This window comes from Priestia megaterium, from assembly GCF_041941685.1.
Classification (GTDB): Bacteria; Bacillota; Bacilli; order Bacillales; family Bacillaceae_H; genus Priestia; species Priestia megaterium_C.
In genome coordinates, this window is sequence record NZ_CP130958.1 from 3103556 (window position 1) to 3129255 (window position 25700).

Below are 25700 nucleotides of genomic sequence, written 5' to 3' on the forward strand. Positions count from 1 at the left end.
TACCTGCTTTCTTTTTTAATTAATATCTTCTGCAATCGACGTTTCCATTATCTTTTTAACTTGGTGAGGGTCTTTGGTTTGTCCGAGCACCCACATTAATTTAGGAACAATGGCTTCTGTGTTCATGTTTTTTGAGCGCACGACGCTGTCATGATTAATCATTCGGCCTACTTCATAAATGCCCATGTCTTCTCCTTCTTCAAGACACTGAGTCGTAATGACAACGGATACACCGTGGTTTGTTAACTCAACAAGCTTGGCTAAAATGTTGCGAACTTGAAATGGAATACCTCCACTTCCATAGCTTTCAACAACAACGCCTTGATATTCATCTTTTAATCCATCGAAAAATTCGGGTTTAATGCCGGGAAACAGTTTAACAACCGCTACATCCGTACAAAGAGATGTATTAACCGTCAACTCTTCTTTACTAGGGCGAACGGGTTTTGTATATTCCACCGTATTATCATGGATAGACGCCACGTATGGATAATTAATGCTTTCAAATGCATCATAGCTTTTTGTACGAAGCTTGATTGCTCTTGTACCTTGAATCACACGACCGTCAAAGACTACATAGACTCCGCCTGTTTCTTCACATGCAAAGCGAATCGCATCTGCAATATTGCGCTTCGCGTCCGTTTTACTAAATGAAATAGGAATTTGAGATCCGGTAATCGCAATTGGTTTTTTAGAATGCTGAAGCATGTAAGAAAGAGCTGCCGATGTGTAGGCCATTGTATCAGTTCCATGGGTAATAACAAAACCATCGTATTCATTATAATGCTCTTCAATCGCTTTTGCCATCTCTATCCAACATTCTGGCTGCATATTTGTACTATCAAGATTCATAAGAGATTTGCTGTCAATTTGACAGTGTTCATTTAAATCAGGTATGTAGCTTAGTAATTGATCTGGCTCCATTCCAGGAACAAGTCCATTTTCACCTTCAAGTGAAGCGACCGTTCCACCAGTTGATAACAATAATAGTTTTTTCAAAACCGACATCCCCTTTGCTTAATTTTTGTAAAAAAACCTGACAATCTATCAAATAAATTATATTCATTTCGCGTACTTCACCTGTAATTATAGTAACCAAAAATCAATAAATCAAGAGAAAAATTATTCGTTTCGCGTACACTTTTTTCTGCAGCAATGATATAATGAATAAAAATGTAAATTAGCTCAAGGTTTGATTACAAAGATCTGCGCGCGAGCTGAATGCCTCGGTTTTTACATACTACACCTACAAAGGAGCGTCATGAATGTTAAGCAGATTAGCTCAACTCAGGAAAGAAAAAAAATGGTCTCTTCAATATACAGCTGACCAGCTTGAAATTGCTAAAAGCACCTACGCAGGATACGAATCTGGCTATCGTCGTCCTTCTCTTGAAGCACTCGTTACAATCGCAGAACTATTTGATACATCAACAGACTACTTGCTAGGTAAGGAAAAGGAACCTCATTCTCTTTCAGATGCACCCATCGAATTAACATCGCCTCAAACTCATACGATTACAGTCGACGGTGCGGAACTATCTCAAGAAGAAATTCAGCAGCTGACGGCTTTTATTCGTGCTAAAAGACAAATTGAAAAAGAAACTGCACCTTCTTCAATTTAAAGAAGATTAGAAGCAGGGTGCTTCTAATCTTCTAGCTGCATTTCTAAATAGCCTACTACTTCTTTTGTTATTTCCTCTTCTGTTTCTTCCACCAGCTCTCCGGTTATCTTGCTGCCTGGGAGCTTCCTCGAAGAACGAATGCCCCAAAATGTGCGTACACAGTGCCAGATAGGAATAAAAAGACCGTCTAAAAACTCATCTTTTTCCGAAATACCCACTTGAATAGTGGCGTGGTAACCGGGCTGAAAAGGATTTTCCCCTTCACGGATCACATCTACAGAAAGCTGCATCCCTTTTTTTTCAAAAGCTTCTTTATATTGTGCATATATTGATTTGAGAAGTTCTTGCATAGATCTTTCAACTGTATGTATATGTTGTTCTAACTGCGGCGTAAACTGTTTTGCGATGTATTCCATCTATCTCCCTCTTCTTTCGGTTCCCTATCCCTTATTTTAGCGACTTTCATTTTATTGTATCATAAGAAAAGCGTTTGTCTGTCTAGCAGAAAACCCCGCTTTTTTATAGAAAAGCGGGGTTCATACATACCTTTACTAACAATAGCTTACATTGCTTTGTCTTGTTTAGAAGATGATTTTAATTTTTTATTTTTAGTTGGATCTGGCTCATTAGAAGACATGATAATGTTTCCTTCGCCGTTGCACACTTTGCACTTTATAAATCCAAATTTCTTACCGGCTCCTTGGCATTGTGGACAAACATATCGAATTGGCATAAACTGTACCTTCCTTCTTTCTAATTTATACCTGCGCCTTGAAAGCGCCTGTGGCTAGTTTATAGTTTTATTATAAGTTGTACAATCCACCCTATCAAGACGTGCCAAATTGCACATCTTTAATGGCAAGAAATCCTTCCTTTCTAAAATTCACCTGAAAAATGAGTCGATAGACAGGAGAATTTCTTTTCTTGTCAAAAGGCAATACGTCAGAGGAAGTTTCTTATTGGATATAATTAGCGAATGTTTGCGCTGAAAGTTTTGCGCTTTTTCGCGAAATTCAAGGTTAAACAACCGTTTTATTTCGAATTTCTTTTGAAATGGTTATGTCTTTCCAAAGCTGTTCGTATTTATAACCCGTTAAACTTTCACAAACCGCTTTCGCTTCAGGAGTAACGTCTTTCGCTCGGCCTCCCTTTTTTCTTCTTTGAATTTCAGTTAATAAGATTTTGTGATTTTCCGGACTTATTTTAAACCATATGGTTGCGATAATTCCAGCGAGAATCAAAATAGCAGGTACAATCATGAACAGCTTTTGCAAGCCGGCTAGCGTAGACGCTGACTGCTCGGCGTTTGGTACATAGCCAATATTCTTTAAGGCAACACCAACAAGAAAAATTGCAAGCGCCTGAGAAGATTTTCGAATAAACGACATCAGCCCTGCATACACGCCTTCTCTTCTTTTTGTCGTAATCATTTCATCTACATCTGATACAAACGGCAGTACGTTCCATGGAATCATAATCGCTCCAGAATGACCGCTTCCTAAGAAAAATGCTGCTAAATAAATAAGAACTAAAGAGCTATCTGTTGTTAGGAAACTGAATAAAATAATGCCCGTTCCCCAGATGATCATGCTGAAGTTATAGGTTAATTTATTTCCTAACTTAATGGCTATGTACGTAACAAGAGGAATAAATAGCACCTGTGTAATTTGGACAAAGCTTAGGGTGTCTGCATAAATAGCTTCACGCAGCATGTAATAGGCAATAAAATAAAAGAAAAGAGCATTAAATACATCCATTGCAATGTAAGATGCTAAATACATGGCAAGATACACGTTAAACGACTTATTTTTAAATGCACTTCCAAAACTGATAAAAAGCTGCTTAAATTCTAACCAAAATCCGTTTTGCTTTTTTCGTTTCACTACTTCTCCGCTATCCCATGTTCCCTTATAGACAAAAATCCATGGAAGAGCAAAAAGAAGACCAAAGATAATGCCCATGATTAAATACCCTTGTCCACCTGGAAACGCATCAATGATTCGTTTTGGGAAGAAAGCGCCTAAAAATGAAGCGCCTTGTGAAAAGACCATGCGTATTCCCGTCATTTTCGAACGAATACTATAATCTGTCGTCATCTCTGCTGCTAGCGTATTGTAAGGAACCATCACCATACCAAAAGCCGTGTTAAATAAAAGATAGGCTAAGATAAAATAGGTGTATTTAAACATATGCGATCCTTCAATAGGAATCCACAGCATACTGAACGTGATGGCAACTGGAATGATTCCAAAAAGAAAAAAGACTCTTCTTCGTCCTTTTTTTGTCTGAAGGTGATCAGATATGTACCCAATGGTTGGATCTAACAAAGCATCCCACACTTTTCCAAGAGCTACAATCGTTCCTGCTTCTACAGGAGAAAGCCCGACTACATCCGTTAAAAAAACCATAAATAATGTGCCGATAATAAAAAAGGATCCTCCGCCAAACAAATCCCCAAATCCATATGCTACCATATTACGAAAGCGCACTTGTTTTGTTTTCCCTTGCATATGCAGCCCTCCCCCTGAGTAAATAGACTAGTTTCTTTTGTTATTCACTTTTTTCTATTTTACTAAACTATCCCTTGAAAAATAAGGAATATGTCACCTTTTCTACTCAAAAGAATAAGATATTTTTTGATTATATAAATAGAAAAATGACTGGGTAAACCGTTCTTCTTTATCCTCTATTATAAGTTGACTTTTTTTCACAGCTGTTATAATTCAACCCATTGCTTGTTATTCAACTATAAAATACAAACTTGAACATTTGACATCTGAGCTGTTACGAATAAAATAATAAGTATGAAACCTATTGATATCTTTAAAGCATTATCTAATGAAACTCGATTAAATATATTGGAGTGGTTAAAAGAACCTGAAAAGCATTTTAAAGACAAACAAGCACATTTGCCTAAGGAGGTCAGCAGCAGAGGCGGTGTTTGCGTGGGAGATATTCAGGAAAAAGCTCAGCTGTCTCAGTCCACAGTGTCCAGTTATCTTTCCATGATGCAAAAAGCAGGTTTGTTAGAGTCAATTCGGCACGGTCAATGGACATACTATCGCCGAAATGAAGAAACGCTTCAAGAGCTTTCTTCATTCTTACGAAAAAAACTTTAACAAGTTTTTTTTACTTATTATATCTATTTTTCTAGATATATAAATATAAAGAAATATTGGAGTGATAAACGTGAAGTTTTTGGTTTATTTGGTTGCGGTTCTAGGCGGCGCTGCCTTAAGTATGGAAGGCGCCATTGCCGGAGAACTTGGAAAAACAGTGGGAAAACTTGAAAGCAGTTATTATATTTTTATCATGGGAACGCTCATTTTAGGTCTGACCACTTTATTTGCTGGAAAAGGAGATTTACCTTACGTCTTAAAAGCACCTAAGTGGAATTTAACCGGCGGTTTATTAGGTACGGTTTATTTAACAATTCTAGTGATTAGTATCCCCTTTATCGGAATTGGCGTTTCAATGGTTGCTGTTATTGTGGGTCAAATGATTACAAGCATGATCATTGAGCATTTTGGTTGGCTTGGCAGCAGCAAAATTAAAATTAACAAAGAACGCGTAATGGCTATTGTATGCATGGGAATTGCGCTTGTACTTATTTTCTAGGAGGGTTTTACGATGAGTTTATTAATGGTGATACTTACCTTAATAGGAGGTTTAACGCTAAGCGCTCAGTCTTCTATAAACGGCACACTAAGTAAAAAAACAGGTACGTTTGAAACAGCTTTTTTAACCTTTGCGACAGGTGCCATGATTTTAACGATTGTCGTTGTATTTTTTGGTCAAGGAAACATTCTCTCTGTTTTTAATGTCCCTAAATGGCAGCTTACCTGCGCGTTATTCGGAGCATCTTATTTATTTCTAACCGTTTTAGCTGTTCCTAAAATTGGGGTAACAGCAGCTAATATCTCAACTGTTATCGGTCAGTTATTTGCAAGTATGATTATCGACCATTTTGGCTGGTTTGGAAGCAAGGAAGTACCCTTTGATCTAGCCCGCTGGATTGGTGTAGCATTTATGTTATTAGCTCTTTATTTTATTTTTAAAGGCAATAAGAAAACAGCAGCATAAAATGTTCATGCAAATAGCCAAGTGCCCCTATGTAAAGGCGCACTTGGCTATTTTTTGTACGTAAACCGCATTTGAATTTTCAATCAATTATTTAGAACATATTTTATTTAAACTAAATTGATTTTATTAAGATAAATTACACAAAAAATTGTGCATACCTTCCTGCCTTTGTTCAAAAGATAAAGAGGCAGATCTAGAAAATCGGCTACATAAACGAACAGGTAAGGTGGGTTTTTTCGTGGGAAAATTTTTATTTTTAGCAGCATTTGTCTTTTTTTGTTTTACGCTTTCCATTTCCGCAGAAGAAAATATACCAGAAGAAAATATAGAATCACACGTAAGTCAGCCTGTTGTAAAAGATTTTATTTATCAATCTCTTGAACCTTGGGTACATCAAGATATTACTTCTCATTATGAGAAGGTTTACGGTAAACAGCATAAAAAAGTAAAAGTTCGCCCGATTAAAAAAGATGATATCGGGATACAAATGGGTGAAATACAGCCCGGTAAAGGCGGTAAGTTCACTCATATTGTGCGGGTAAAAATCTTAAACTTAAAAGTAAAACCTGAGGGAGAAGATGAATTTTTTGCAACGGATACGCTTATTTATAAAGTGAATATCAACGAACTTTCTGCTGAAAATGATGTAGAAAACGTCGTAAAACTACTCGAGTATAAACATCAAGAAAGATAAAAGTCCAATTCTCCCCCCTTTTGAAGGTATTTATTCCTCTATTCAAAAGGGGCTTTATTATGAAGTGTGTTTTCTCTTCACATATTTAGGGAATACAACTACCACTTATCCCCTAATTTTTTCATATTGCTAGTGCATAAGGTATGAACTTGATAACTTTTTGTCGGTTTTTATCTATTTCTGTAGGGTTTCCTGTAGGATGAAAAAGAAAGTAAAGCGCTTTAATTACCGTGACAGAAAGGTTGAGGATAGCTGTCCTGCATAACGGGAAATCAACAGGCATTAAGAACTGCATGCAACGACAAAAGTTGACAACCAAAGATTTCAGAATAATAATAATAAAGCAACAATGTTTAAATGAAAGACTTATTTTACATGAAAGGTGTTAGTCAGATGAACAATTTACATCGAAGAATGGGAACATTCGCATTAACCATGACGGGACTTGGATCAATTATTGGTTCCGGCTGGTTATTTGGAGCATGGCGAGCAGCTCAAATTGCAGGGCCGGCTGCTATTTTATCATGGGTCATTGGAATGGTCGTTATTTTATTTATTGCACTTTCTTACAGTGAATTAGGATCCATGTTTCCCGAAGCCGGCGGGATGGTCAAGTATACGCAGTACTCACACGGTTCGTTTATTGGTTTTATCGCTGCTTGGGCAAACTGGATTGCGATTGTATCCGTTATTCCAGTCGAAGCAGTAGCTTCTGTACAGTATATGAGTTCGTGGCCTTGGAAGTGGGCACAGTGGACAAGCCACCTCGTAGAAAAAGGAACGTTAACTGGCGAAGGATTAGCTATCGCTACTGTGCTATTGATTATTTACTTTTTACTGAATTATTGGACAGTTGGACTATTTTCCAAGGCAAACTCGTTAATTACTATTTTTAAAATTGTTATACCGGGACTTACAATTGGAGCACTTCTATTTGTCGGCTTTCACGGCGAGAACTTCACTTCTGGAAGCAGCATCGCACCAAACGGCTGGGCTAGTGTGCTAACAGCTGTTGCTACGTCTGGGATTGTATTCGCTTTTAACGGTTTTCAAAGCCCCATTAATATGGCCGGAGAAGCAAAGCATCCTGGAAGATCTATTCCAATTGCGGTTGTAGGCTCAATTTTAGTGGCTACAGTCATTTATTTGCTTCTACAAATTGCCTTTATCGGGGCAGTAAATCCTTCTGATATTGCGAAGGGATGGAGTCATTTAAATTTTAACTCTCCATTTGCAGATTTAGCGATTGCGCTTAACATTAACTGGCTTGTAATTGTCCTGTATGCAGATGCCTTTGTTTCACCATCTGGAACGGGTATTACGTATACAGCTACTACTGCTCGAATGATTTATGGTATGGAACAAAATAAATATTTGCCAAGTGTTCTAGGACGCCTTCATCCTATTTATGGTGTTCCGCGTCAAGCCATGTTTTTTAACTTAGCTGTTGCTCTTGTCTTTTTGTTTTTATTTCGGGGCTGGGGCGTGCTTGCTGAAATTATTTCAGTCGCTACGCTTATTTCTTACATTACAGGCCCTGTTACCGTTATGACGCTAAGACGAACTGGCAGCGATTTATATCGCCCTCTTCGTTTAAAAGGATTAAGCATTATTGCGCCGCTAGGTTTTATTTTTGCTTCTTTAACGTTATATTGGGCGCGCTGGCCGCTGACTGGACAGGTTTTGTTTATTATTTTAATCGGCCTTCCTATTTATTTTTATTATCAAGTAAAGGCTAAATGGAAAGGTTTTCGACAGAACTTCAAAGGCGGCGTATGGATGGTTGTATACTTACTGTGTATGATGACTATTTCATGGCTTGGAAGCGAAAAGTTTGGGGGCCTTAATGTCATTAAATATGGATGGGATATGGGAATTATTGTTGTTGTTTCTCTTCTCTTCTACACATGGGCTTTAAAAAGCGGCTTCAAAACGGAGTATTTAGAGAATGGAAGAAAAGTAAATGACGGCTTAAAAGCAGCAGCGGCTGAAACAGCCGCTTCCAAAGAGTCATAACAAAAGCACCTTGCTCATGCAAGGTGCTTTTTAGTGAGCAGTTCTAACTTTTTTCAGCACGTCTTCGATCGTAATTTGATCCAAATGCCTGATTACGCTTTGCTCACTCTCTGTAAAAATGTCGTCCATCACTGTTTGAATATTTGATTTCACAATACAGTCAGCGTCAGGGTCGCCGCTGCACCAGTGAGGCTTCAGCGTTCCTGTCGATATAGCTCGGTAAATCAGCCCAAGACTTATGTCAGCAGGGCTGCAGCCTAAAGTATAACCGCCGCCTAGCCCTTCTTTTGTCCGAACCAAGTTGTTTTTTCTGAGTGTACTCATTATTTTCCGAACCCGTGCAGGATTGGTACAGATGTTATAAGCAATCGATTCACTGCTTGCTCGGTGATCTGGTAAATTTGCTAGGAACACTAAGCTGTGCACGGCAATGGTAAATTCACTGTTCATCTTCCATAAACCACCTTTTTTCTTTCTCTACTGTAACGTTAAGTTACACAGTTCGAAAAGTCAAGAGAGCAAGGAGGGAAAGAAGAACTGTAGCTTTATTTATTCACGGTCTTCTTTTTCTATACTTTCTACTTCATTAGCTGAGTTGATTTCAAGGTATACCGTCTTTTCTTTTAAACTGCCTTTTTCTTCTTTTTCAAAGTCTGTGCTTTTTTGATACGTTTTTTTGCCGTTTGGAACTTTTACCGTTATATGTTTGTTACTTTCTTCTATAAAAACACCTACAATTTTACGTTCGTCTCCATCTTGTTCATACACGCCATTTTTATCTGCTTTTGCTTTTGGAGTTAATTCAATACTAGTTGCTTCTTGTTTAGCTGCGTCAATTTCAGCTTCTACTTCTTTATTAATCATATCTTTTAGCTGTGAGCCTTCCACTTCCATCCCAGAGCTTTTTGGTACTTTAACGAGTTGATCATCGATATTCAGCGTCATTTCTTTTTCAGCGTCTTTTTTTAACGTACCGATCAAGTCAAAATCTTCATCTTTCCCCTTTTTAATGTCCGGGTCGCTCGAATACTGCTGTAGCTTTGTCAATTCTTGACGGTCTTCAATTGGTTTTTCCTCTGCTTTATGATTATCAGATTTTGTCTTGTTAGCTGGTTCACCTGAACAAGCTGCCGCACTTCCAATCATACACATAGCGATTAAAGACAGGATTCCTTTTGTTAGCTGTTTTTGCATATGTATTCTCCTTTTTCTTTTTTATTTCCACCTTTATACATATGTAAAACAAAAAAAGTGAGACATAACTACATACAGGAAACCTACGTTCACCCTACCCACGAAAAAATCCGAACAGATTGAATTCTCTAACAAGAATCAAACCCGTTCGGATTTTCTTTTAACTAAAACACTTTTGTCCTAGCCTCTTTTTTAAAGCTGCTGTTGCTTCAGTATATGATTTGCTTCTTCTAAGTAAGTCACATACGCCTGTACTTCTTTATCACCGTAATTATCTAATTCAAACAGCGCTTCTTGTATAAAATTAAAATTATCAATAATATGCTGTGTTTTCATGCCTCTACTTGTGAGTAAATTGTTTAACCATAAGGCATAGTCCGTAAAAATTTGCAGGTTGTCTAACTTATATGTTGTCTCAAGATACTTCATATGATAATGATTATCTTCATGGCATCTTTCTTTACCGCGCTCTCCGAATTTTTCGAGCAAAGAAGGTTCTAACTCGTAGATTTTCTCCGTTACTCTTTCGACGATCTTATTAACGGGAAGTGAACTCATCGTGCCACCACTTTGTACTGGGAAACTTTTGGGATGACGGCTGCCAGTTCTTGATCAGGGTACTTTTTCTCTAAATCATGAATACGCTTGAAATCTTCGCTTCGTACCCAGCTTAAATAATTCTCTTTCGTATCAAATGTAAGCTGAACGGTGAGCTCCCCTGCTCGCTTATCGTTTTGAAGAAGTAGAAAGTCTACAAATCCTGGAGCCTCGTCGACTGATTTTGAACGATTTTTATAAATTCCAATCACTTCTTCAGCTTTTTCATCCGGTACATTAAATGTTGAAAATACGGTGTACATCTTTGTTCCTCCCTTTATGATACAAAACCTGGGTTCTTTTCTCTTTATTGTACATCATATGGGAGATGAAATGGTGTGACGTTTAGATTTCACAGCGGTTACAGCAGGTCTTTAAAACAAAAAGCCCTTTGAAACAGCGTTTCAAAGGGCTTTTTTTATCCGTTATTAGTTTTCGATTTTTGTTAATTGTTCTGTATGTGTTTTTACACGTGCTGGATCAATTGTAATGCGGGCAACGCCTGAATCCATTGCCGCTTTTGCTACAGACTCTGCTACAGCTGGCGCTACGCGAGGATCAAATGGTCCAGGGATAACGTAATCTGCGTTTAGCTCTTCTTCTGTAATAAGGGCTGCAATTGCTTCAACAGCAGCTTTTTTCATTTCTTCGTTGATATGAGTAGCGCGAACGTCTAACGCACCGCGGAAAATTCCAGGGAATGCAAGAACGTTATTTACTTGGTTAGGGAAGTCTGAACGACCTGTTCCAATAACAGCCGCTCCCGCTTCTTTTGCAGCGTCTGGCTTGATTTCTGGATTAGGATTTGCCATCGCAAAGATAATTGCATCTTCATTCATTGATTTAACCATCTCTTGAGATAATGCATCTGCTGCAGATACACCGATAAATACATCTGCGCCTTTAATTACATCGCTTAGCGTACCGCTTTCTTTGTTTACGTTTGTATAAGAAGCCACTTCAGCTTTCACTTTGTTCATACCTTGAGAGCGTCCTTCATAAATAGCACCTCTTGTATCACACATAATCATGTCACGTACACCGTAAGAATAAAGAAGCTTTGTAATGGCAATGCCGGCCGCTCCTGCTCCGTTTAAGACGATTTTTAAGTCTTTCATTGATTTATTGACAATTTTTAGTGCATTTACAAGTCCTGCTACTGTTACGATCGCTGTGCCGTGCTGATCATCATGGAACACAGGAATATCTACTTCTTTTTTCAGGCGCTCTTCAATTTCAAAGCACTGCGGAGCTGCGATATCTTCTAAGTTAATGCCTCCGAATGTATGAGCCATTAATTTCACAGTTTCCACAATTTTATCTGTATCTGTTGTATCAAGTGTAATTGGGAATGCATCTACGCCTGCAAAGCTTTTAAATAAAATTGCTTTTCCTTCCATAACGGGAAGTGAAGCCGCAGGTCCGATGTTTCCAAGACCAAGAACAGCGGTACCATTTGTCACAACGCCGACCATGTTTCCTTTCATTGTGTAATCATACACCGTTTCTGGATGTTCATGAATTTCTTTACAAGGTTCTGCTACTCCTGGAGAGTAAGCTAAGCTTAAATCTTGAGCATTTTGAACTTCAACTTTTGATTTAACTTCTAACTTACCTTGTTTTTCTTGATGCATATGTAGTGCTTGATCACGTAGTGACATAATTGTATTCTCTCCTTTTTTTCTATACATTTGAATTTTTTAATGAATTTATTTAACACTTGCTTTTTATCTCCATAATTGTAAGACAACCTGACCGAATAAATTCACTGACAAGTGCCATTATGAAACAAGGAATATAAAAAGTAAACTATCTTGCTTAAACCACTTCTGCGCTTTGTTAATATAAAGTCTAGACGCGGCGGCAACTCATGTTTGTCTCACTTTAAGTTGTCTGATATACAGACAACTTAAAAAGAATACAACCGCTCACTATAGCGCTTTCAAATACGTTTCAGCAAAATCGACGGCTTTAGGCATTGAAAAGAAGTATGCACATGTTGAACCGATGTTTTCAGCTTTTATTCCTTTTGCTTCAATAAACGCTTCACCTATCTTTTCAAACAGCTCTTCTCGAAACTCTAATTCCTTATACGTCTTCCATACTCGCTTTCCTGCATCCATAACTGGAGATCCTTTTTGAATCACGTTTCGATATGGAATACGATATTCTGCTAGATGAAAAGAAGTATTGTTCCCAACCCCGATACCTAATAATAAAACAAAGGCATGTTTTTTGTAAAGCCTTTCAAGAGGAGAATTTTCGCCTAAACTGAATTCAAGGGGAGGATCTCTTAAGATGTCTTCGCTGTCCTTTCCCCAAGCGGCGAATGAATACATTGGATGGCTGCTTCTTCTTACGCCAGAGTATGTTCGAAAAGTTTCTACGATTTGTCCCATACCGCTTGTTGGTGTATGAGCTGGATCATATGCAGGCATCGTTTCCCGAATAGTTTCCCACCACTCTTTTGGCACAGCCGGATTGCCCCATTCTGATGGATCCGAAAGATCGACCGACTGTGACGGCATAACGATCGTTCCTTCCTCTGTCACTGTCTCCATTAAAGCTTGAACAACGGCTACTGAACCTCCGTTTACCCACCCTAATGAAGATAGCGAAGAATGAACCATGATAGTCATCCCTTGTGTTATGCCTAACCTGCGTAATTCTTCTTTTAATGTATCTTTCGTTCTAGGATGATCTGTTGCTTGGACAACGTGCTTCATCGTAAGCTCCTTACTTATAGTGCTGCTAGAATGTGTTGCCGAACTCTAGCAATGAACTCTAGCAATATATGTAAAACTTATGTTTTCATAATAGTAAGAATAACATCAATTGTCAAATTATTTAAAGTAATAGAAAAACTTAGTTTTATTCATATCAGTTATCATACAACTGACTTGTTGGTAAGGTTTATTTCTTTCAACTATCTTACTATAATAACCACTACTGAAGCTTTTCAATAAATTAAAAAGAAGAATATTCCTATAAATAAAAGAAATACTAATGATGCTATACATATTTACCTATCACTATTTTCAGGAGGAATGTGTACAATGAGCACATCAAAACTTCCGCCGCTCACGTCCTCGGAGCTTGCTAACTTATGGATGACTTATCAGGAAAAAACGATGATTTTGAGGTTTTTAGAATATTTTCTGGAAGATAAACAAGATTACAAAGAACTTTTTGAGCTGTATTATAGCCGATCTTTAAAAAGCGTAGCGCGAATTAAAGAAATATTTGAGAACGAAGGCGCTGTTATCCCAATTGGTTTTACAAAAGATGACGTGAATGTAGGAGTTCCTAAACTATATGACCACATGTTCGAAGTCATGTATATACGCTTAATGTCTCAAATTGAAACAGGACTGTTTGCTTTGCATTCGGCTATGTCTTACCGAGAAGATGTCCGGAATTTCTTCGTAGAAGCAACAGCAGAAGCACAGGACATATACAATCAATCCACACAAGTATTGTTAGAAACGGGTGTCATTGCAAAACCCCCATACGTTTCTATGCCTAAGGAAGTCCATTTTGTCCATGCACAAAATTATATAGGCGGATTGAGCTGGTTTAGCGAAAAAAGATCGCTGAATACCATTGAAGTGTCACTTATTCAACATGCTGTTGATACAAATCTTGTAGGAATGCAGCTGATGATTGGTTTTGCTCAAGTGGCCAACAACAAAGAGGCACAGCAGCATTTTGTCAGGGGTATGAAGCTTTCGAAGAAAATTGAAACAGAATTAGGTGATATTTTACGCCATAGCTACATAGAACCCCCGGCTACTCATGCCGGAAAAGCGACGAATTCAACCGTTCCTCCTTTTTCAGATAAGCTGATGATGTACAATACGAGTCTTTTGAGTACGTTCGGTCTGGGGAGTAATGCTTTAGGAGGAGCCTTTAGTTTAAGAAGTGATTTGCCATTAAAGATGCTCCAGCTTGCAAAAGACATTTACAGTTTGGCGAAAGAAGGCGGCAAAATTATGATTCAAAACGGGTGGCTTGAAGAGCCTCCTCAAATTGAAGATCGTAATCAGTTAACTAAAAAATAAGTTCTCTCCTACAGGAAAGCTAGCTGCTCTACGTGCAGCTAGCTCTATTTGTTTTTTTAGTATACTGTTTTTAGTGCTAGTACGTAACAACTGTTTGCGTTATTTAGAAGTTTTTCCTGTCTTTTTCTCAGTCGTTTAGCTCATATCTCTACTTAATTTATAACAGAAAAATAAAATAAAAGGAATTTTCTCTGAGCTGCCGAAATCTTTCTATATAAAATAGAAAGGAGAAAAGTATGTTTCCTATTCTTCTTACACCTCGCACTACACTGCGTGAAATAACAGAAGTCGATGCAGATACTATCTTTGACTGCTTCTCGCAGAAAGAAGTTATCAAATATTACGGGCAAGAAAAATTCAAAACTATCCAAGAAGCATTAGTGCTGATTGATATTTTTGCTGAAAATTACAGAAATCAAAAAGGCATGCGCTGGGGAATCGAACGGCTCGATACGGGTGAATTAATTGGGACAGTTGGATTTAATCATTGGAACCAAAAGCATAAGCGTGCGGAAATTGGCTATGAGCTACACCCTCAGCACTGGGGTCACGGCTATGCTTCGGAAGCTGCTTCGGCTGTTATGGCTTATGGCTTTGATACCCTTCAGCTAGTGCGGATTGGAGCTGTTGTGTTTCTTGAAAACAAAGCATCACAGCATGTGCTTGAAAAGCTCGGGTTTCAAAAAGAAGGCGTGTTAAAAAACTATATGTATCAAAACGGAAAAGCTCACGATACGCTTGTTTATAGTTCACTGCCTACTACATAATAAAAAAGGATTCTTTTCTTAAAAAGAATCCTTTTTCGTTTTATTTAAATGCCGCATACCCATCATCAGCCATGATGACGCTGCCGTTTACAGCTCCCGCTTCTTCTAAGGAAAGCAAATAAACCATATCTGCAATTTGTTTTGGTGTAGTGAGCTCTCTGCTCATCGTGTTCGCTTTCATTCCTTCAATCATACCGTTGTCTTTATAGCCTTGAATAATGGGCGTATCAACAAATCCTGGCGCAATGGCGACGACACGAATATCGTATTTAGCGAGATCTAGCGCAGCTGATTTCGTCATCATCACAACAGCTCCTTTCGTTGCGTGATAGGCATAGGTACCAGGTGAGGCTAAGAAGCTAAAAATAGATGCCGTATTGATAATGACGCCTTTAATACCTAACTCTCTCATTTTCCTGCCCGCTACCATAATCCCATATGTAACCCCGTGCTGATTCACATTAATAATACGGTGATATTCTTCTAAGTCTTGATCTAAAATAGATGTAGGGCGTCCAATACCTGCATTGTTAAACATCACATCAATTCGCCCAAAGCGGTTCACAGTTTCTTCAATCAGTGCTTCCACTTCTTCAAACTTTGTGACGTCCGTTTGCACAAATAAAGCGCTCCCTCCAGCTTCTTCAATTTTTTGAAGAGTCTCTTTTCCTTTCCCTTTATCATAATCAGCAATGACCACCGTGTCTCCTTTTTGCGCAAACTTTAAGGCAGTTTCTTTGCCAATTCCGCTTGCTCCCCCTGTAATAACCGCTACTCGTTTTTGCTGCATGTTTCTCCCTCCTTAATGAAAATTCCTTTCTTTTACATTATAGCATTCTTTTTTTCTACCAGCCGTTTCTATTAATCACCTCATTGCTATGAAATCAGCCGAGTTAGGCATAGGTGAACGGCTTTGAACAAATTACCGCTGAAAGATTAGGAGTATTTGGAGTAGCTGTATTTGTTAGAGAATATTAAAATAGAAAAAAGGGACCTTTCTGTAAGTTTAGAAAGGTCCCTTCATACGTATTATGCGTGGAAATTCGTGCCGTCTGTTACAGCTTCGATTACACCAGCGCGGATGACAAAGTCACCAAAGTGCTCGCCTTCTTCTCTCTCTTTTGCATAGCGAGGAAGTAAGACGCGCAGTTCGTTTAAAATTTCTTCTTCACTGATATTTTCACGGTACATTTTGCTTAAGCGGCTGCCATCAAATGCTGCTCCAAGATACATATTGTATTTACCCGGTGCTTTACCGATAAAAGCAATTTCACCTAAAGCAGGACGTGCACAGCCGTTAGGACAGCCCGTCATACGAATGGTGATTTCTTTATCGCGAAGGCCGTTTTCATCTACAATTGCTTCAATTTTCTCAAGAAGAACTGGGAGATAACGCTCAGCTTCCGCCATAGCAAGCCCGCAAGTTGGAAGCGATACACAAGCTAATGAGCTGCGGCGAAGAGCCGAATAATGCTTGCCGTCAGTTAGTCCATATTGTTCGATGAGGTCACTAATTTGTTTTTTCTTTTCAGTTGATACGTTCGCGATAATTAAATTTTGATTGGCCGTTAAACGGAAATCACCGCTATGAACTTTTGCAATTTCACGAAGACCCGTCATAAGCTTATAGTCTTCAAAGTCAGCAATACGTCCACCTTGAACAAAAAGAGTAAAGTGCCATTTTCCTTTTACACCTTTTTCCCAGCCGTAGCGGTCGCCGTTATGATCAAAGTGATAAGATTTTGCTTCGTCTAAGCTCCAGCCCAGACGATTTTCAAGCTCTTCTTTTACCGTTTCTAATCCAAGACGATCAACCGTGTATTTAAAACGAGCGTTTTTACGTACAGAGCGGTTTCCATAATCACGTTGAATCGTAATGATTTTTTCAGCTACTTCTAGAATTTGATCAGGTCGACAGAACCCAATCACTTTTGCAAGCTGAGGGTAAGTTGCTTTATCTCCGTGCGTCATACCCATACCGCCGCCGATTGCTACGTTAAACCCAACAAGTTTCTTGTCTTCTAAAATGGCAATAAAGCCAAGGTCTTGTGAATACACGTCAATATCGTTAGACGGTGGAACAGCTACGCCAATTTTGAACTTTCTTGGCAAATAGAGCGGACCATACATTGGTTCCACTTCTTCTTCCACTTCCGGTGTGCTGATCACTTTCTCTTCATCTAGCCAAAGTTCGTGGTACGCTCTTGTACGAGGCAATAAGTAATCACTTAATTTTTTTGACCATTCAAATACTTCAGCGTGTACTTCTGACTGATACGGATTCGGATTGCACATTACGTTACGGTTTACATCTCCGCAAGCTGCAATTGTATCTAATAAAGAAGCATGAATTTCTTGAATCGTTTTCTTCATGTTCCACTTTAAAATGCCGTGCATTTGGAATGCTTGACGAGTTGTCAGCTTTAACGTTCCATTTCCGTATTTTTGTGCTAAATCATCCATCACTAGCCACTGTTCTGGTGTTGAAACACCGCCTGGTGTACGGACGCGAAGCATGAATTGGTAAGCTGGCTCTAGCTTTTGTTTTTGACGTTCATTACGAAGATCTCGGTCATCTTGCAAGTAGCTTCCGTGGAACTTCATCAAACGATTATCGTCTTCAGAAATACCTGAGCTGATGCGGTCGAGCATTGTTTCTCCTAATGTACCGCGCAAATAATTACTTTCATCTTTTATGCGCTCAACGTCACTTGGAGGACCTTCGGGCGCTTTTAAAATTTTGTTTACCATGTTGAAAATCTCCTTTCAATCCTCAGTATACATCACGCTGATAACGTTTTTGTTTCTTCATTTCAGCAAGGTAACCTTCCGCCTGTTCACGGCTCATCTTGCCTTCTGTTTCGATAATTTCAACTAGCGTGTTGTGCACGTCGCGTGCCATATTTGTTTTATCTCCGCACACATAAAAAGATGCGCCTTCTTCTAACCATTGGAATAATTCTTTACTATGTTCGAGCATACGGTTTTGTACGTATACTTTTTCTTCTGTATCGCGTGAAAACGCCACGTCCATTTTTGTCAGTACGCCATCTTTTAACCACTTTTGCCATTCTGTTTGGTAAAGGAAGTCCGTTACGAAGTGCTGATCTCCAAAGAACATCCATGACTTGCCTTTTGCCCCTGTTTCTTCACGCTCTTGCATAAATGAGCGGAACGGAGCCACACCTGTACCAGGTCCTACCATAATAATTGGCGTTTCTTGATCTTGAGGAAGCTTAAAGTTTTTATTGCTTTGAAGGTATACAGGAATCGTATCGCCTGGCTGCAAACGTTCTGAACACAGGACTGAACAAACACCTTTACGCTCGCGTCCATGCGCTTCGTAGCGTACCGCTCCGATTGTTAGATGAACTTCATCAGGGTTTGCTGATAAGCTGCTTGCAATCGAGTAAAGGCGCGCTGGCATTTTACGTAAAATGGCTACAAACTCTTGTGCCGATACGTTCCATGGGCCGAAGTCACGAACTAAGTCAATCACATCACGGCCTTGTGTGTATGCTTTTAATTCCTCGCGATTTTCTACAAGCGCTTTTAACTTATCGTTTCCAGTAAGCTCAGCTGTTTGCTTTAAAAGCGGCTTTGTTAAAACGGTAATTTCAAAATTAGAGATTAGCGCTTCTCTAAGAGGACGCGTTTCTCCTTCTTTATTAACCGTTACACTTTCACTTGCATCCCACTTGAATTCGTTAAGAAGAAGATCAACAAGCTCCGGGTCATTTTCAGGATAAATACCTAAACTGTCTCCTGGTTCATACGTCAAACCTGAACCTTCTAGAGATAGTTCTAAGTGTCGCGTTTCTTTATTTGATCCGCGGCCGTTTAAGTTTAAGTTCTCAAGCACTTCTGCTTTAAAAGGATTTGTTCTTGAATATGGTGAAGTTCCTGCAGGCGCTTCCGCTGGAACAGCTGCCGAAGCGCTGTGTCCTTTCGCTTCGCTTAATCCGTCAATAACACCTTTAAGCCATTTATTTGCAGGCTCTTCAAAATCTAAATCACAGTCAACGCGCGGATACAGTCTTTCACCGCCAAGTTCTGCTAAGCGCACATCAAATTCTTTTCCTGTTTGACAGAAAAATTCGTATGAGCTGTCTCCAAGCGATAAGACAGAGAAACGGAAGTTCTCAAGTTTTGGCGCTCGACGGCCGTGAAGAAATTCATGGAAAGATAGCGCATTATCAGGCGGCTCTCCTTCTCCATGTGTACTTACGACAATTAATAAATTTTCAAGTTTCTTTAAATTATTTGGTTTGAAATCATTCATAGAAGATACAGTTACATTAAAACCTTTTGCTTCAAGCGTTTTGCCTGTATTTTCAGCAAGTCCTTGAGCATTTCCTGTTTGTGATCCGTAAAGAATCGTTACGTCTTTTGAAACTGTCTGCTTCGTTTGATCAGGCGCTGCTGTAGAAACGTCTGGCGTTCCTTCGGCAGACGTAGATTGAGATGCTGTTAAATAACCGCTCAACCACATTTTTTGTGCTTCTGTTAATGTCGGCAGAAGGCGATTAAGCAAATCTGCTTGTTCTTGATTAAAAGGGCTGTTTACTACCTTAAGTTGCAACACTGTCCACCTCACAAAAATATATAATTTAAATATGTATGTTTTTACGAATCATCTTCAACAACATTTAATACCTGTGTCTAATTAATCAATGATGTTTCCCTTCATACATTATTATTCCTATAGATTATATCAAATTTAATTATATAAATCATTAGAAAATTCTTATCAAATTCGTCTACCTGCATTTTATCGGAGAAGAATAAATTAGTAAAATACATATAATTGATAACTAGTATTAAGATCATTAATAATTGAAGCTGTCGTTACGTTTTTTATAAACGCGTTTCCTTCCATATTTGTTCATTCTGCATCCTTCACATGAATATGAATATTTTGTAATTTTTAGAGAAGTTTTGTAGAAACGGTTTTCTTTCTCATCAGAATGTTACATAATAAATGTAACATTAATCCTTTTAAAAAACACTATACGTAAAAGACAGTATATTCTGAAACTTAGGACAGTTTATAGGTGAGCTAGCAACCTTTTATTCGATCTATTCATACACATTGAAGAATATAAAGGGAAGCTTGCAGTACATACAATTCCCTTTTGCTCATCTCAAATGAAAGGACTGGCTTTTAAATCAGGTAATCTTTTTTAAGGAGGCTTCTTGAATGTTTTTACGAGAATTAACGAAAAGTGGGACGATAACTGTTTCTTACTATAAAGATGGGACGTTGCAAACGTGCAAAGGCCGCGTGCACAACTTAAATCTCCATCAGCAAATTCTATCCGTAAAAGACGAAAATGAAGCCGTTGTTTCCCTTTTGCTTTCTGATATTAAATCCATTCATTAGTATGTAAAATTAAGGAGGAATTACCATGTGGAAAGATAATAAGCAAGCGCTTACAGATTTTGTGTCGGAAGATCGGTTTGAACTGAACTTATATTTAACGTATTTGCTTGATCAAATTTCGTATGACACGTCTAAACAATCCACTTTTTCTTCGTAAGCCTAATGAAACAACTAGTTAATATAGAAAAAAGCGCACAAATTTGTGCGCTTTTTTTAATGTGATGGCTCTACTTCAGCAATGCCTTCTTCTGGTTTTTCTTCGGCTTTTTTATTTGAAAGCTTGATCTGCCTTAAGAACAATGTGCATACCGCTCCTAAAATAATAAAAGCTAAGCCCATGAAAAAGACGCTGTGCAATGCGCTCATTAGCGAGGTCTTCAAAATTGGCACAATGCTGTCTGAAAGCGCAGATGGAATACTCTTTAGCGCTTGAGGGCTAAACAGCATCTGCAGCACACTTTCAGGATTCGTATCAATCGCTTTTTTAAATCCGTCCGCAAAAGCACTTGCTTGAGCAGGCAATGTGTTTAAATATGGAACGAGTTTGTCAGTAAGAAGCGTACCTGATTTTGCATTCATTACCGCTCCTAAGATAGTAATACCGAACGTTCCTCCAATTGAACGGAAAAATTGACTTGATGATGTAACCACACCGAGCTCTTCTTTTGAAAAGCTTTCTTGAAGAGCAAGTGTTAAAATTGGCATCACAAGACCCATTCCTAAACCGATTATGGCCATATAAGAAGTAGCAACAAGCTTGCAGTACATACAATTCCCTTTTGCTCATCTCAAATGAAAGGACTGGCTTTTAAATCAGGTAATCTTTTTTAAGGAGGCTTCTTGAATGTTTTTACGAGAATTAACGAAAAGTGGGACGATAACTGTTTCTTACTATAAAGATGGGACGTTGCAAACGTGCAAAGGCCGCGTGCACAACTTAAATCTCCATCAGCAAATTCTATCCGTAAAAGACGAAAATGAAGCCGTTGTTTCCCTTTTGCTTTCTGATATTAAATCCATTCATTAGTATGTAAAATTAAGGAGGAATTACCATGTGGAAAGATAATAAGCAAGCGCTTACAGATTTTGTGTCGGAAGATCGGTTTGAACTGAACTTATATTTAACGTATTTGCTTGATCAAATTTCGTATGACACGTCTAAACAATCCACTTTTCTTCGTAAGCCTAATGAAACAACTAGTTAATATAGAAAAAAGCGCACAAATTTGTGCGCTTTTTTTAATGTGATGGCTCTACTTCAGCAATGCCTTCTTCTGGTTTTTCTTCGGCTTTTTTATTTGAAAGCTTGATCTGCCTTAAGAACAATGTGCATACCGCTCCTAAAATAATAAAAGCTAAGCCCATGAAAAAGACGCTGTGCAATGCGCTCATTAGCGAGGTCTTCAAAATTGGCACAATGCTGTCTGAAAGCGCAGATGGAATACTCTTTAGCGCTTGAGGGCTAAACAGCATCTGCAGCACACTTTCAGGATTCGTATCAATCGCTTTTTTAAATCCGTCCGCAAAAGCACTTGCTTGAGCAGGCAATGTGTTTAAATATGGAACGAGTTTGTCAGTAAGAAGCGTACCTGATTTTGCATTCATTACCGCTCCTAAGATAGTAATACCGAACGTTCCTCCAATTGAACGGAAAAATTGACTTGATGATGTAACCACACCGAGCTCTTCTTTTGAAAAGCTTTCTTGAAGAGCAAGTGTTAAAATTGGCATCACAAGACCCATTCCTAAACCGATTATGGCCATATAAGAAGTAGCAACAAGCTTGCAGTACATACAATTCCCTTTTGCTCATCTCAAATGAAAGGACTGGCTTTTAAATCAGGTAATCTTTTTTAAGGAGGCTTCTTGAATGTTTTTACGAGAATTAACGAAAAGTGGGACGATAACTGTTTCTTACTATAAAGATGGGACGTTGCAAACGTGCAAAGGCCGCGTGCACAACTTAAATCTCCATCAGCAAATTCTATCCGTAAAAGACGAAAATGAAGCCGTTGTTTCCCTTTTGCTTTCTGATATTAAATCCATTCATTAGTATGTAAAATTAAGGAGGAATTACCATGTGGAAAGATAATAAGCAAGCGCTTACAGATTTTGTGTCGGAAGATCGGTTTGAACTGAACTTATATTTAACGTATTTGCTTGATCAAATTTCGTATGACACGTCTAAACAATCCACTTTTCTTCGTAAGCCTAATGAAACAACTAGTTAATATAGAAAAAAGCGCACAAATTTGTGCGCTTTTTTTAATGTGATGGCTCTACTTCAGCAATGCCTTCTTCTGGTTTTTCTTCGGCTTTTTTATTTGAAAGCTTGATCTGCCTTAAGAACAATGTGCATACCGCTCCTAAAATAATAAAAGCTAAGCCCATGAAAAAGACGCTGTGCAATGCGCTCATTAGCGAGGTCTTCAAAATTGGCACAATGCTGTCTGAAAGCGCAGATGGAATACTCTTTAGCGCTTGAGGGCTAAACAGCATCTGCAGCACACTTTCAGGATTCGTATCAATCGCTTTTTTAAATCCGTCCGCAAAAGCACTTGCTTGAGCAGGCAATGTGTTTAAATATGGAACGAGTTTGTCAGTAAGAAGCGTACCTGATTTTGCATTCATTACCGCTCCTAAGATAGTAATACCGAACGTTCCTCCAATTGAACGGAAAAATTGACTTGATGATGTAACCACACCGAGCTCTTCTTTTGAAAAGCTTTCTTGAAGAGCAAGTGTTAAAATTGGCATCACAAGACCCATTCCTAAACCGATTATGGCCATATAAGAAGTAGCAACAAGCTTGCTAGTGTGAAGGTCTAATGTTGTTAATAAAAAGAACCCTCCTGCCATAATGAGCATACCCGTAACAATTTGAGGCTTGATTCCAACTTTATAAACAAGCTGTCCTCCAATAATACTTGTTACAATCATTGAAATCATCATCGGCGTCATAATAGTACCTGATTCCGAGGCGCTGACTCCAACGATTCCTTGCATAAAGAACGGAACAAACGTAATGGCTCCGAACATGCCGATGCTCATAAAAAAGCCAATGATATTTAAAAGCGTAAACGTTCGGTTCTTAAATAAATACATCGGAAGAATCGGCTCTTTCGCTTTCGTTTCCACAATAATAAAGCTTATGATCCCAACAACAGCCAGTGTAAATAGACTAACAATTTGCCAAGAGTTCCAGTCGTAGTCTTTTCCTCCAAAGCTCAGGGCCAGAAGCAAGCTCACTACTCCGATTACCATTGTGAACATACCCGCTACATCGAATTTCACAGGTCCCGTATGTTTCTTTCCTTGAAGTCCCAGTGCAATAAAAACGGTAGCGAGTATCCCTACCGGCAAGTTGATGTAAAACACCCATTTCCAATTCAGTGAATCAACAATCCATCCGCCAATTTGTGGACCAATGACAGAAGCAAGACCGTAAATTCCTCCGAATACTCCTTGAAATTTTGCTCGTGCTTTTCCTGTAAATAAATCACCGATTACAATCATTGCCATCGGCATCATAACGCCGCCGCCAATTCCTTGTAATGCACGGAATAAAATAAGCTCTGTCATGTTATTTGCCATTCCACATAGAGCAGAGGCAACCATAAAAATAATAAGTCCTGTAACATAAATTACTCTGCGTCCTACTAAATCAGCGAGCTTCCCTGCAATCGGAACAACCGTTGTCGACGTTAATAGATAGGCTGTTGTCAGCCATGTCATCATGCTTAAACCACCAAGATCTCCTACGATTCTTGGCATAGCTGTTCCGACAATGGTTCCATCAAGTGCAGAAAAGAACATCGCAATAATTAACCCAATTAATAAAAGCGTGCGCTTTGAATTTTTTTGATTTTCCATCGTGTGTCTCTCCTCTTTTTTGTTACTGCTGCTTATCTTTATAAGAAGCAGCTGACGTTGCAAGCTTTTTCGTAATAGAAGCCATCATAGAAAGCTCTTCTTCTGTTAAATGCAAAAGATAGCGGTCTATAATGGCTTTTCGACCATTCAGCACATCTTCAAGCTTGCGATGCCCAAACTCCGTTAAGGTAATATCAACGACTCGTCTGTCCTCTTTATTATGTTCTCTTACAACAAAATTGTGTTGTTCAAGACGATCTACTAAAAGAGTCACGGCGCTCGGTTTGACATCCATGAGTTCTGCAATTTGAGAAACCTTACTGCTCCCTACTTTCTTTAAATAAGAAAGAACAAATAATTGCGTAGGAGTCATCTCGTGCTCATTTAGGCTCTCCATCATTTCGGGCTGCATTTTTTCAAATAGCACTTGAAGCGACGAACGAATCTCTCCAAGATACTGATTGCTTTTTGTCACATCTATTCCTCCAGGCTTGCTTATTTATTTCATATCATAAATAGTTAATGCTAATTAAATATAAATGCATATAAACTAAAAGTCAATTATTTCTTTTTTAGTATTGACCCTTACGCTGCGTTATATTTTATAGTAGATTTCAGAAGGGAGATGAAAGAATGAACAGAAAAGTAAAAGAAGTTGCTGACTTAGTAGGAATCAGCGTCCGCACGCTGCATCACTATGATGAAATTGGATTATTAAAACCTGATGCCGTCAGTGAATCCGGCTACCGGCTTTATTCACCGGCTAACCTTGATATGCTTCAGCAAATATTATTTTTTAAAGAACTTGGCTTCCCCTTAAAACAAATTCACGAGATTATAACAGACCCGACGTTTAATCGCACAGAAGCATTAATTTTGCAAAAAAACATGCTGATTGAAAAACGCAGTCGGCTCGATCAAATGATTGTAACCATTAATAAAACGATTCAATATGAAAAAGGAGCGATTGAAATGAACGAAAAAGAGCGGTTTAACGGACTGGATTTTTCGCATACCCCATACGAAGAAGAAGCACGGAAGCGCTGGGGAAACCAGCGGGTAGATGAAGCGAACGAAAAAGTACAAAGCTTTTCACAAGAAGAACAGCAGCACATGTCAAACGAATGGGAAAGTATCTACACTCACTTAGCTTCGCTTCGTGATCTGTCACCATCCTCTACAGAAGCTCAAAAAGCTATTGCGACATGGTATCAATTTTTAAATGAGAACTTTGGAACATATTCATTAGAAGCCTTTAAAGTTCTTGGAAAAATGTATGTGCAAGATGAGCGATTTACAACTAACATTGACCGCTATGGAAAAGGATTAGCCAAATTTATGAACGAGGCGATGAGTGTATTTGCGGACGCTAAAAAACAATAAACAAAAAGACTGAGATATAACTATGTC

General features: G+C 38.6%; 30 protein-coding genes and 2 pseudogenes. 15 read left to right on the top strand and 17 right to left on the bottom strand.

From position 1 onward, the window contains the following. Positions 1-15 precede the first annotated feature (15 nt). Positions 16-999: an asparaginase gene (locus Q5794_RS16135; protein WP_214988406.1), complete on the bottom strand. Its 984-nt coding sequence runs from the start codon at positions 997-999 to the stop codon at positions 16-18. A 266-nt stretch (positions 1000-1265) separates the two neighbouring features. Between Q5794_RS16135 and Q5794_RS16140 the strand changes: the two genes are divergently transcribed. Beyond that, on the top strand, positions 1266-1622 hold the full coding sequence (locus Q5794_RS16140; protein WP_013057773.1) for a helix-turn-helix domain-containing protein: 357 nt from the start codon (positions 1266-1268) through the stop codon (positions 1620-1622). A gap of 23 nt (positions 1623-1645) precedes the next feature. Here Q5794_RS16140 and Q5794_RS16145 read toward each other — a convergent pair whose 3' ends face one another. The 3 genes from Q5794_RS16145 to Q5794_RS16155 all read right to left on the bottom strand — a co-directional run bounded on the left by Q5794_RS16145 (position 1646) and on the right by Q5794_RS16155 (position 4132). Beyond that, positions 1646-2038 carry a hypothetical protein gene (locus tag Q5794_RS16145; RefSeq protein WP_192994161.1) on the bottom strand — a complete coding sequence of 131 codons (393 nt, stop codon included), beginning with the start codon at positions 2036-2038 and terminating at the stop codon, positions 1646-1648. 146 nt (positions 2039-2184) lie between these two features. Further along, the gene (locus tag Q5794_RS16150) at positions 2185-2355 is read right to left on the bottom strand and encodes a hypothetical protein (RefSeq protein ID WP_013057775.1); all 171 of its coding nucleotides are present in this window, start codon (positions 2353-2355) and stop codon (positions 2185-2187) included. 286 nt (positions 2356-2641) lie between these two features. After that, positions 2642-4132, bottom strand: coding sequence for an MFS transporter (locus Q5794_RS16155; protein ID WP_192994163.1), 1491 nt, complete (start codon positions 4130-4132; stop codon positions 2642-2644). Between the two features lie 294 nt (positions 4133-4426). On the opposite strand from Q5794_RS16155, the gene Q5794_RS16160 reads away from it, so the two are divergent. From Q5794_RS16160 to Q5794_RS16180, 5 genes are all read left to right on the top strand, one after another. Continuing rightward, the gene (locus Q5794_RS16160; protein WP_013083854.1) at positions 4427-4741 is read left to right on the top strand and encodes a helix-turn-helix transcriptional regulator; all 315 of its coding nucleotides are present in this window, start codon (positions 4427-4429) and stop codon (positions 4739-4741) included. Between the two features lie 70 nt (positions 4742-4811). Next, a complete protein-coding gene (locus Q5794_RS16165) occupies positions 4812-5240 on the top strand; it encodes a DMT family transporter (protein ID WP_214988404.1) in 429 nt (142 codons plus the stop codon). A gap of 12 nt (positions 5241-5252) precedes the next feature. Beyond that, positions 5253-5705: a DMT family transporter gene (locus tag Q5794_RS16170; protein ID WP_192994167.1), complete on the top strand. Its 453-nt coding sequence runs from the start codon at positions 5253-5255 to the stop codon at positions 5703-5705. A 238-nt stretch (positions 5706-5943) separates the two neighbouring features. Further along, positions 5944-6399, top strand: coding sequence for a hypothetical protein (locus tag Q5794_RS16175; RefSeq protein ID WP_014459377.1), 456 nt, complete (start codon positions 5944-5946; stop codon positions 6397-6399). Between the two features lie 393 nt (positions 6400-6792). Further along, positions 6793-8415, top strand: a complete 1623-nt coding sequence (locus Q5794_RS16180; RefSeq protein ID WP_374988155.1) for an APC family permease — start codon at positions 6793-6795, stop codon at positions 8413-8415. A gap of 30 nt (positions 8416-8445) precedes the next feature. Here the strand turns inward: Q5794_RS16180 and Q5794_RS16185 are convergent, their stop codons facing one another. The 6 genes from Q5794_RS16185 to Q5794_RS16210 all read right to left on the bottom strand — a co-directional run bounded on the left by Q5794_RS16185 (position 8446) and on the right by Q5794_RS16210 (position 12932). Then, the gene (locus Q5794_RS16185; RefSeq protein ID WP_075420949.1) at positions 8446-8865 is read right to left on the bottom strand and encodes an Rrf2 family transcriptional regulator; all 420 of its coding nucleotides are present in this window, start codon (positions 8863-8865) and stop codon (positions 8446-8448) included. A gap of 99 nt (positions 8866-8964) precedes the next feature. Beyond that, positions 8965-9609, bottom strand: coding sequence for a hypothetical protein (locus Q5794_RS16190; RefSeq protein ID WP_214988401.1), 645 nt, complete (start codon positions 9607-9609; stop codon positions 8965-8967). Between the two features lie 192 nt (positions 9610-9801). Further along, entirely contained in the window at positions 9802-10167 is a 366-nt protein-coding gene (locus Q5794_RS16195; protein WP_214988399.1) for a hypothetical protein, read from the bottom strand. Beyond that, entirely contained in the window at positions 10164-10469 is a 306-nt protein-coding gene (locus Q5794_RS16200) for an antibiotic biosynthesis monooxygenase (RefSeq protein WP_013057785.1), read from the bottom strand. Before Q5794_RS16200 ends, Q5794_RS16195 begins: the two co-directional genes overlap by 4 nt. A gap of 165 nt (positions 10470-10634) precedes the next feature. Next, a complete protein-coding gene (locus Q5794_RS16205) occupies positions 10635-11867 on the bottom strand; it encodes an NADP-dependent malic enzyme (protein ID WP_013057787.1) in 1233 nt (410 codons plus the stop codon). Between the two features lie 270 nt (positions 11868-12137). Further along, positions 12138-12932, bottom strand: a complete 795-nt coding sequence (locus tag Q5794_RS16210) for an aminoglycoside N(3)-acetyltransferase (protein WP_214988397.1) — start codon at positions 12930-12932, stop codon at positions 12138-12140. Positions 12933-13262: 330 nt separating this feature from the next. Here Q5794_RS16210 and Q5794_RS16215 point away from each other — a divergent pair, with 330 nt between their 5' ends. Continuing rightward, on the top strand, positions 13263-14267 hold the full coding sequence (locus Q5794_RS16215) for a DUF3231 family protein (RefSeq protein ID WP_214988395.1): 1005 nt from the start codon (positions 13263-13265) through the stop codon (positions 14265-14267). A gap of 236 nt (positions 14268-14503) precedes the next feature. Then, complete coding sequence (locus Q5794_RS16220; protein ID WP_057235223.1) at positions 14504-15034, top strand: GNAT family N-acetyltransferase; 531 nt, start codon at positions 14504-14506, stop codon at positions 15032-15034. A 40-nt stretch (positions 15035-15074) separates the two neighbouring features. Here the strand turns inward: Q5794_RS16220 and Q5794_RS16225 are convergent, their stop codons facing one another. The 3 genes from Q5794_RS16225 to Q5794_RS16235 form a co-directional block, all read right to left on the bottom strand. Beyond that, positions 15075-15824 (bottom strand): SDR family NAD(P)-dependent oxidoreductase, encoded by a 750-nt coding sequence (locus Q5794_RS16225; RefSeq protein ID WP_214988393.1) that lies wholly within the window; start codon positions 15822-15824, stop codon positions 15075-15077. A 239-nt stretch (positions 15825-16063) separates the two neighbouring features. Continuing rightward, a complete protein-coding gene (cysI, locus tag Q5794_RS16230) occupies positions 16064-17785 on the bottom strand; it encodes an assimilatory sulfite reductase (NADPH) hemoprotein subunit (RefSeq protein ID WP_374988156.1) in 1722 nt (573 codons plus the stop codon). A gap of 22 nt (positions 17786-17807) precedes the next feature. Continuing rightward, complete coding sequence (locus Q5794_RS16235) at positions 17808-19616, bottom strand: assimilatory sulfite reductase (NADPH) flavoprotein subunit (RefSeq protein WP_374988157.1); 1809 nt, start codon at positions 19614-19616, stop codon at positions 17808-17810. A 618-nt stretch (positions 19617-20234) separates the two neighbouring features. Between Q5794_RS16235 and Q5794_RS16240 the strand changes: the two genes are divergently transcribed. Beyond that, on the top strand, positions 20235-20417 hold the full coding sequence (locus Q5794_RS16240) for a YolD-like family protein (protein ID WP_013083869.1): 183 nt from the start codon (positions 20235-20237) through the stop codon (positions 20415-20417). 25 nt (positions 20418-20442) lie between these two features. Beyond that, on the top strand, positions 20443-20574 hold the full coding sequence (locus Q5794_RS16245; RefSeq protein ID WP_374988158.1) for a hypothetical protein: 132 nt from the start codon (positions 20443-20445) through the stop codon (positions 20572-20574). A 56-nt stretch (positions 20575-20630) separates the two neighbouring features. Here the strand turns inward: Q5794_RS16245 and Q5794_RS16250 are convergent. Beyond that, a pseudogene (locus Q5794_RS16250) lies at positions 20631-21176 on the bottom strand (MFS transporter); the annotation flags it as partial. 85 nt (positions 21177-21261) lie between these two features. On the opposite strand from Q5794_RS16250, the gene Q5794_RS16255 reads away from it, so the two are divergent. Both Q5794_RS16255 and Q5794_RS16260 read left to right on the top strand, forming a co-directional pair. Beyond that, the gene (locus tag Q5794_RS16255; RefSeq protein WP_013083869.1) at positions 21262-21444 is read left to right on the top strand and encodes a YolD-like family protein; all 183 of its coding nucleotides are present in this window, start codon (positions 21262-21264) and stop codon (positions 21442-21444) included. Positions 21445-21469: 25 nt separating this feature from the next. Beyond that, entirely contained in the window at positions 21470-21622 is a 153-nt protein-coding gene (locus tag Q5794_RS16260; protein ID WP_192994187.1) for a hypothetical protein, read from the top strand. A gap of 34 nt (positions 21623-21656) precedes the next feature. Here Q5794_RS16260 and Q5794_RS16265 read toward each other — a convergent pair. Then, positions 21657-22202, bottom strand: a pseudogene (locus Q5794_RS16265) (MFS transporter); the annotation flags it as partial. Positions 22203-22287: 85 nt separating this feature from the next. On the opposite strand from Q5794_RS16265, the gene Q5794_RS16270 reads away from it, so the two are divergent. Further along, positions 22288-22470 (top strand): YolD-like family protein, encoded by a 183-nt coding sequence (locus Q5794_RS16270; RefSeq protein ID WP_013083869.1) that lies wholly within the window; start codon positions 22288-22290, stop codon positions 22468-22470. 25 nt (positions 22471-22495) lie between these two features. Further along, complete coding sequence (locus Q5794_RS16275) at positions 22496-22648, top strand: hypothetical protein (protein WP_192994187.1); 153 nt, start codon at positions 22496-22498, stop codon at positions 22646-22648. A 34-nt stretch (positions 22649-22682) separates the two neighbouring features. Here the strand turns inward: Q5794_RS16275 and Q5794_RS16280 are convergent, their stop codons facing one another. Together Q5794_RS16280 and Q5794_RS16285 are read right to left on the bottom strand one after the other, a co-directional pair. Then, positions 22683-24290, bottom strand: coding sequence for an MDR family MFS transporter (locus tag Q5794_RS16280; RefSeq protein WP_192994188.1), 1608 nt, complete (start codon positions 24288-24290; stop codon positions 22683-22685). A gap of 22 nt (positions 24291-24312) precedes the next feature. After that, on the bottom strand, positions 24313-24765 hold the full coding sequence (locus Q5794_RS16285; protein WP_192994189.1) for a MarR family winged helix-turn-helix transcriptional regulator: 453 nt from the start codon (positions 24763-24765) through the stop codon (positions 24313-24315). A gap of 158 nt (positions 24766-24923) precedes the next feature. Here Q5794_RS16285 and Q5794_RS16290 point away from each other — a divergent pair, with 158 nt between their 5' ends. Beyond that, a complete protein-coding gene (locus tag Q5794_RS16290; protein WP_214988389.1) occupies positions 24924-25673 on the top strand; it encodes a MerR family transcriptional regulator in 750 nt (249 codons plus the stop codon). Positions 25674-25700: the final 27 nt, after the last annotated feature.

What these genes read in the sequence shown, in the direction of transcription:
- Q5794_RS16205 (WP_013057787.1), bottom strand. Translation starts at nt 11,867, where the DNA reads ATGTCACTACGTGATCAAGCACTACATATGCATCAAGAAAAACAAGGT.
- Q5794_RS16195 (WP_214988399.1), bottom strand. Translation starts at nt 10,167, where the DNA reads ATGAGTTCACTTCCCGTTAATAAGATCGTCGAAAGAGTAACGGAGAAA.
- Q5794_RS16155 (WP_192994163.1), bottom strand. Translation starts at nt 4,132, where the DNA reads ATGCAAGGGAAAACAAAACAAGTGCGCTTTCGTAATATGGTAGCATAT.
- Q5794_RS16145 (WP_192994161.1), bottom strand. Translation starts at nt 2,038, where the DNA reads ATGGAATACATCGCAAAACAGTTTACGCCGCAGTTAGAACAACATATA.
- cysI (WP_374988156.1), bottom strand. Translation starts at nt 17,785, where the DNA reads ATGGTAAACAAAATTTTAAAAGCGCCCGAAGGTCCTCCAAGTGACGTT.
- Q5794_RS16220 (WP_057235223.1), top strand. Translation starts at nt 14,504, where the DNA reads ATGTTTCCTATTCTTCTTACACCTCGCACTACACTGCGTGAAATAACA.
- Q5794_RS16185 (WP_075420949.1), bottom strand. Translation starts at nt 8,865, where the DNA reads ATGAACAGTGAATTTACCATTGCCGTGCACAGCTTAGTGTTCCTAGCA.
- Q5794_RS16245 (WP_374988158.1), top strand. Translation starts at nt 20,443, where the DNA reads ATGTGGAAAGATAATAAGCAAGCGCTTACAGATTTTGTGTCGGAAGAT.
- Q5794_RS16140 (WP_013057773.1), top strand. Translation starts at nt 1,266, where the DNA reads ATGTTAAGCAGATTAGCTCAACTCAGGAAAGAAAAAAAATGGTCTCTT.
- Q5794_RS16180 (WP_374988155.1), top strand. Translation starts at nt 6,793, where the DNA reads ATGAACAATTTACATCGAAGAATGGGAACATTCGCATTAACCATGACG.
- Q5794_RS16160 (WP_013083854.1), top strand. Translation starts at nt 4,427, where the DNA reads ATGAAACCTATTGATATCTTTAAAGCATTATCTAATGAAACTCGATTA.
- Q5794_RS16240 (WP_013083869.1), top strand. Translation starts at nt 20,235, where the DNA reads ATGTTTTTACGAGAATTAACGAAAAGTGGGACGATAACTGTTTCTTAC.
- Q5794_RS16170 (WP_192994167.1), top strand. Translation starts at nt 5,253, where the DNA reads ATGAGTTTATTAATGGTGATACTTACCTTAATAGGAGGTTTAACGCTA.
- Q5794_RS16275 (WP_192994187.1), top strand. Translation starts at nt 22,496, where the DNA reads ATGTGGAAAGATAATAAGCAAGCGCTTACAGATTTTGTGTCGGAAGAT.
- Q5794_RS16270 (WP_013083869.1), top strand. Translation starts at nt 22,288, where the DNA reads ATGTTTTTACGAGAATTAACGAAAAGTGGGACGATAACTGTTTCTTAC.
- Q5794_RS16255 (WP_013083869.1), top strand. Translation starts at nt 21,262, where the DNA reads ATGTTTTTACGAGAATTAACGAAAAGTGGGACGATAACTGTTTCTTAC.
- Q5794_RS16290 (WP_214988389.1), top strand. Translation starts at nt 24,924, where the DNA reads ATGAACAGAAAAGTAAAAGAAGTTGCTGACTTAGTAGGAATCAGCGTC.
- Q5794_RS16150 (WP_013057775.1), bottom strand. Translation starts at nt 2,355, where the DNA reads ATGCCAATTCGATATGTTTGTCCACAATGCCAAGGAGCCGGTAAGAAA.
- Q5794_RS16210 (WP_214988397.1), bottom strand. Translation starts at nt 12,932, where the DNA reads ATGAAGCACGTTGTCCAAGCAACAGATCATCCTAGAACGAAAGATACA.
- Q5794_RS16280 (WP_192994188.1), bottom strand. Translation starts at nt 24,290, where the DNA reads ATGGAAAATCAAAAAAATTCAAAGCGCACGCTTTTATTAATTGGGTTA.
- Q5794_RS16190 (WP_214988401.1), bottom strand. Translation starts at nt 9,609, where the DNA reads ATGCAAAAACAGCTAACAAAAGGAATCCTGTCTTTAATCGCTATGTGT.
- Q5794_RS16225 (WP_214988393.1), bottom strand. Translation starts at nt 15,824, where the DNA reads ATGCAGCAAAAACGAGTAGCGGTTATTACAGGGGGAGCAAGCGGAATT.
- Q5794_RS16215 (WP_214988395.1), top strand. Translation starts at nt 13,263, where the DNA reads ATGAGCACATCAAAACTTCCGCCGCTCACGTCCTCGGAGCTTGCTAAC.
- Q5794_RS16260 (WP_192994187.1), top strand. Translation starts at nt 21,470, where the DNA reads ATGTGGAAAGATAATAAGCAAGCGCTTACAGATTTTGTGTCGGAAGAT.
- Q5794_RS16200 (WP_013057785.1), bottom strand. Translation starts at nt 10,469, where the DNA reads ATGTACACCGTATTTTCAACATTTAATGTACCGGATGAAAAAGCTGAA.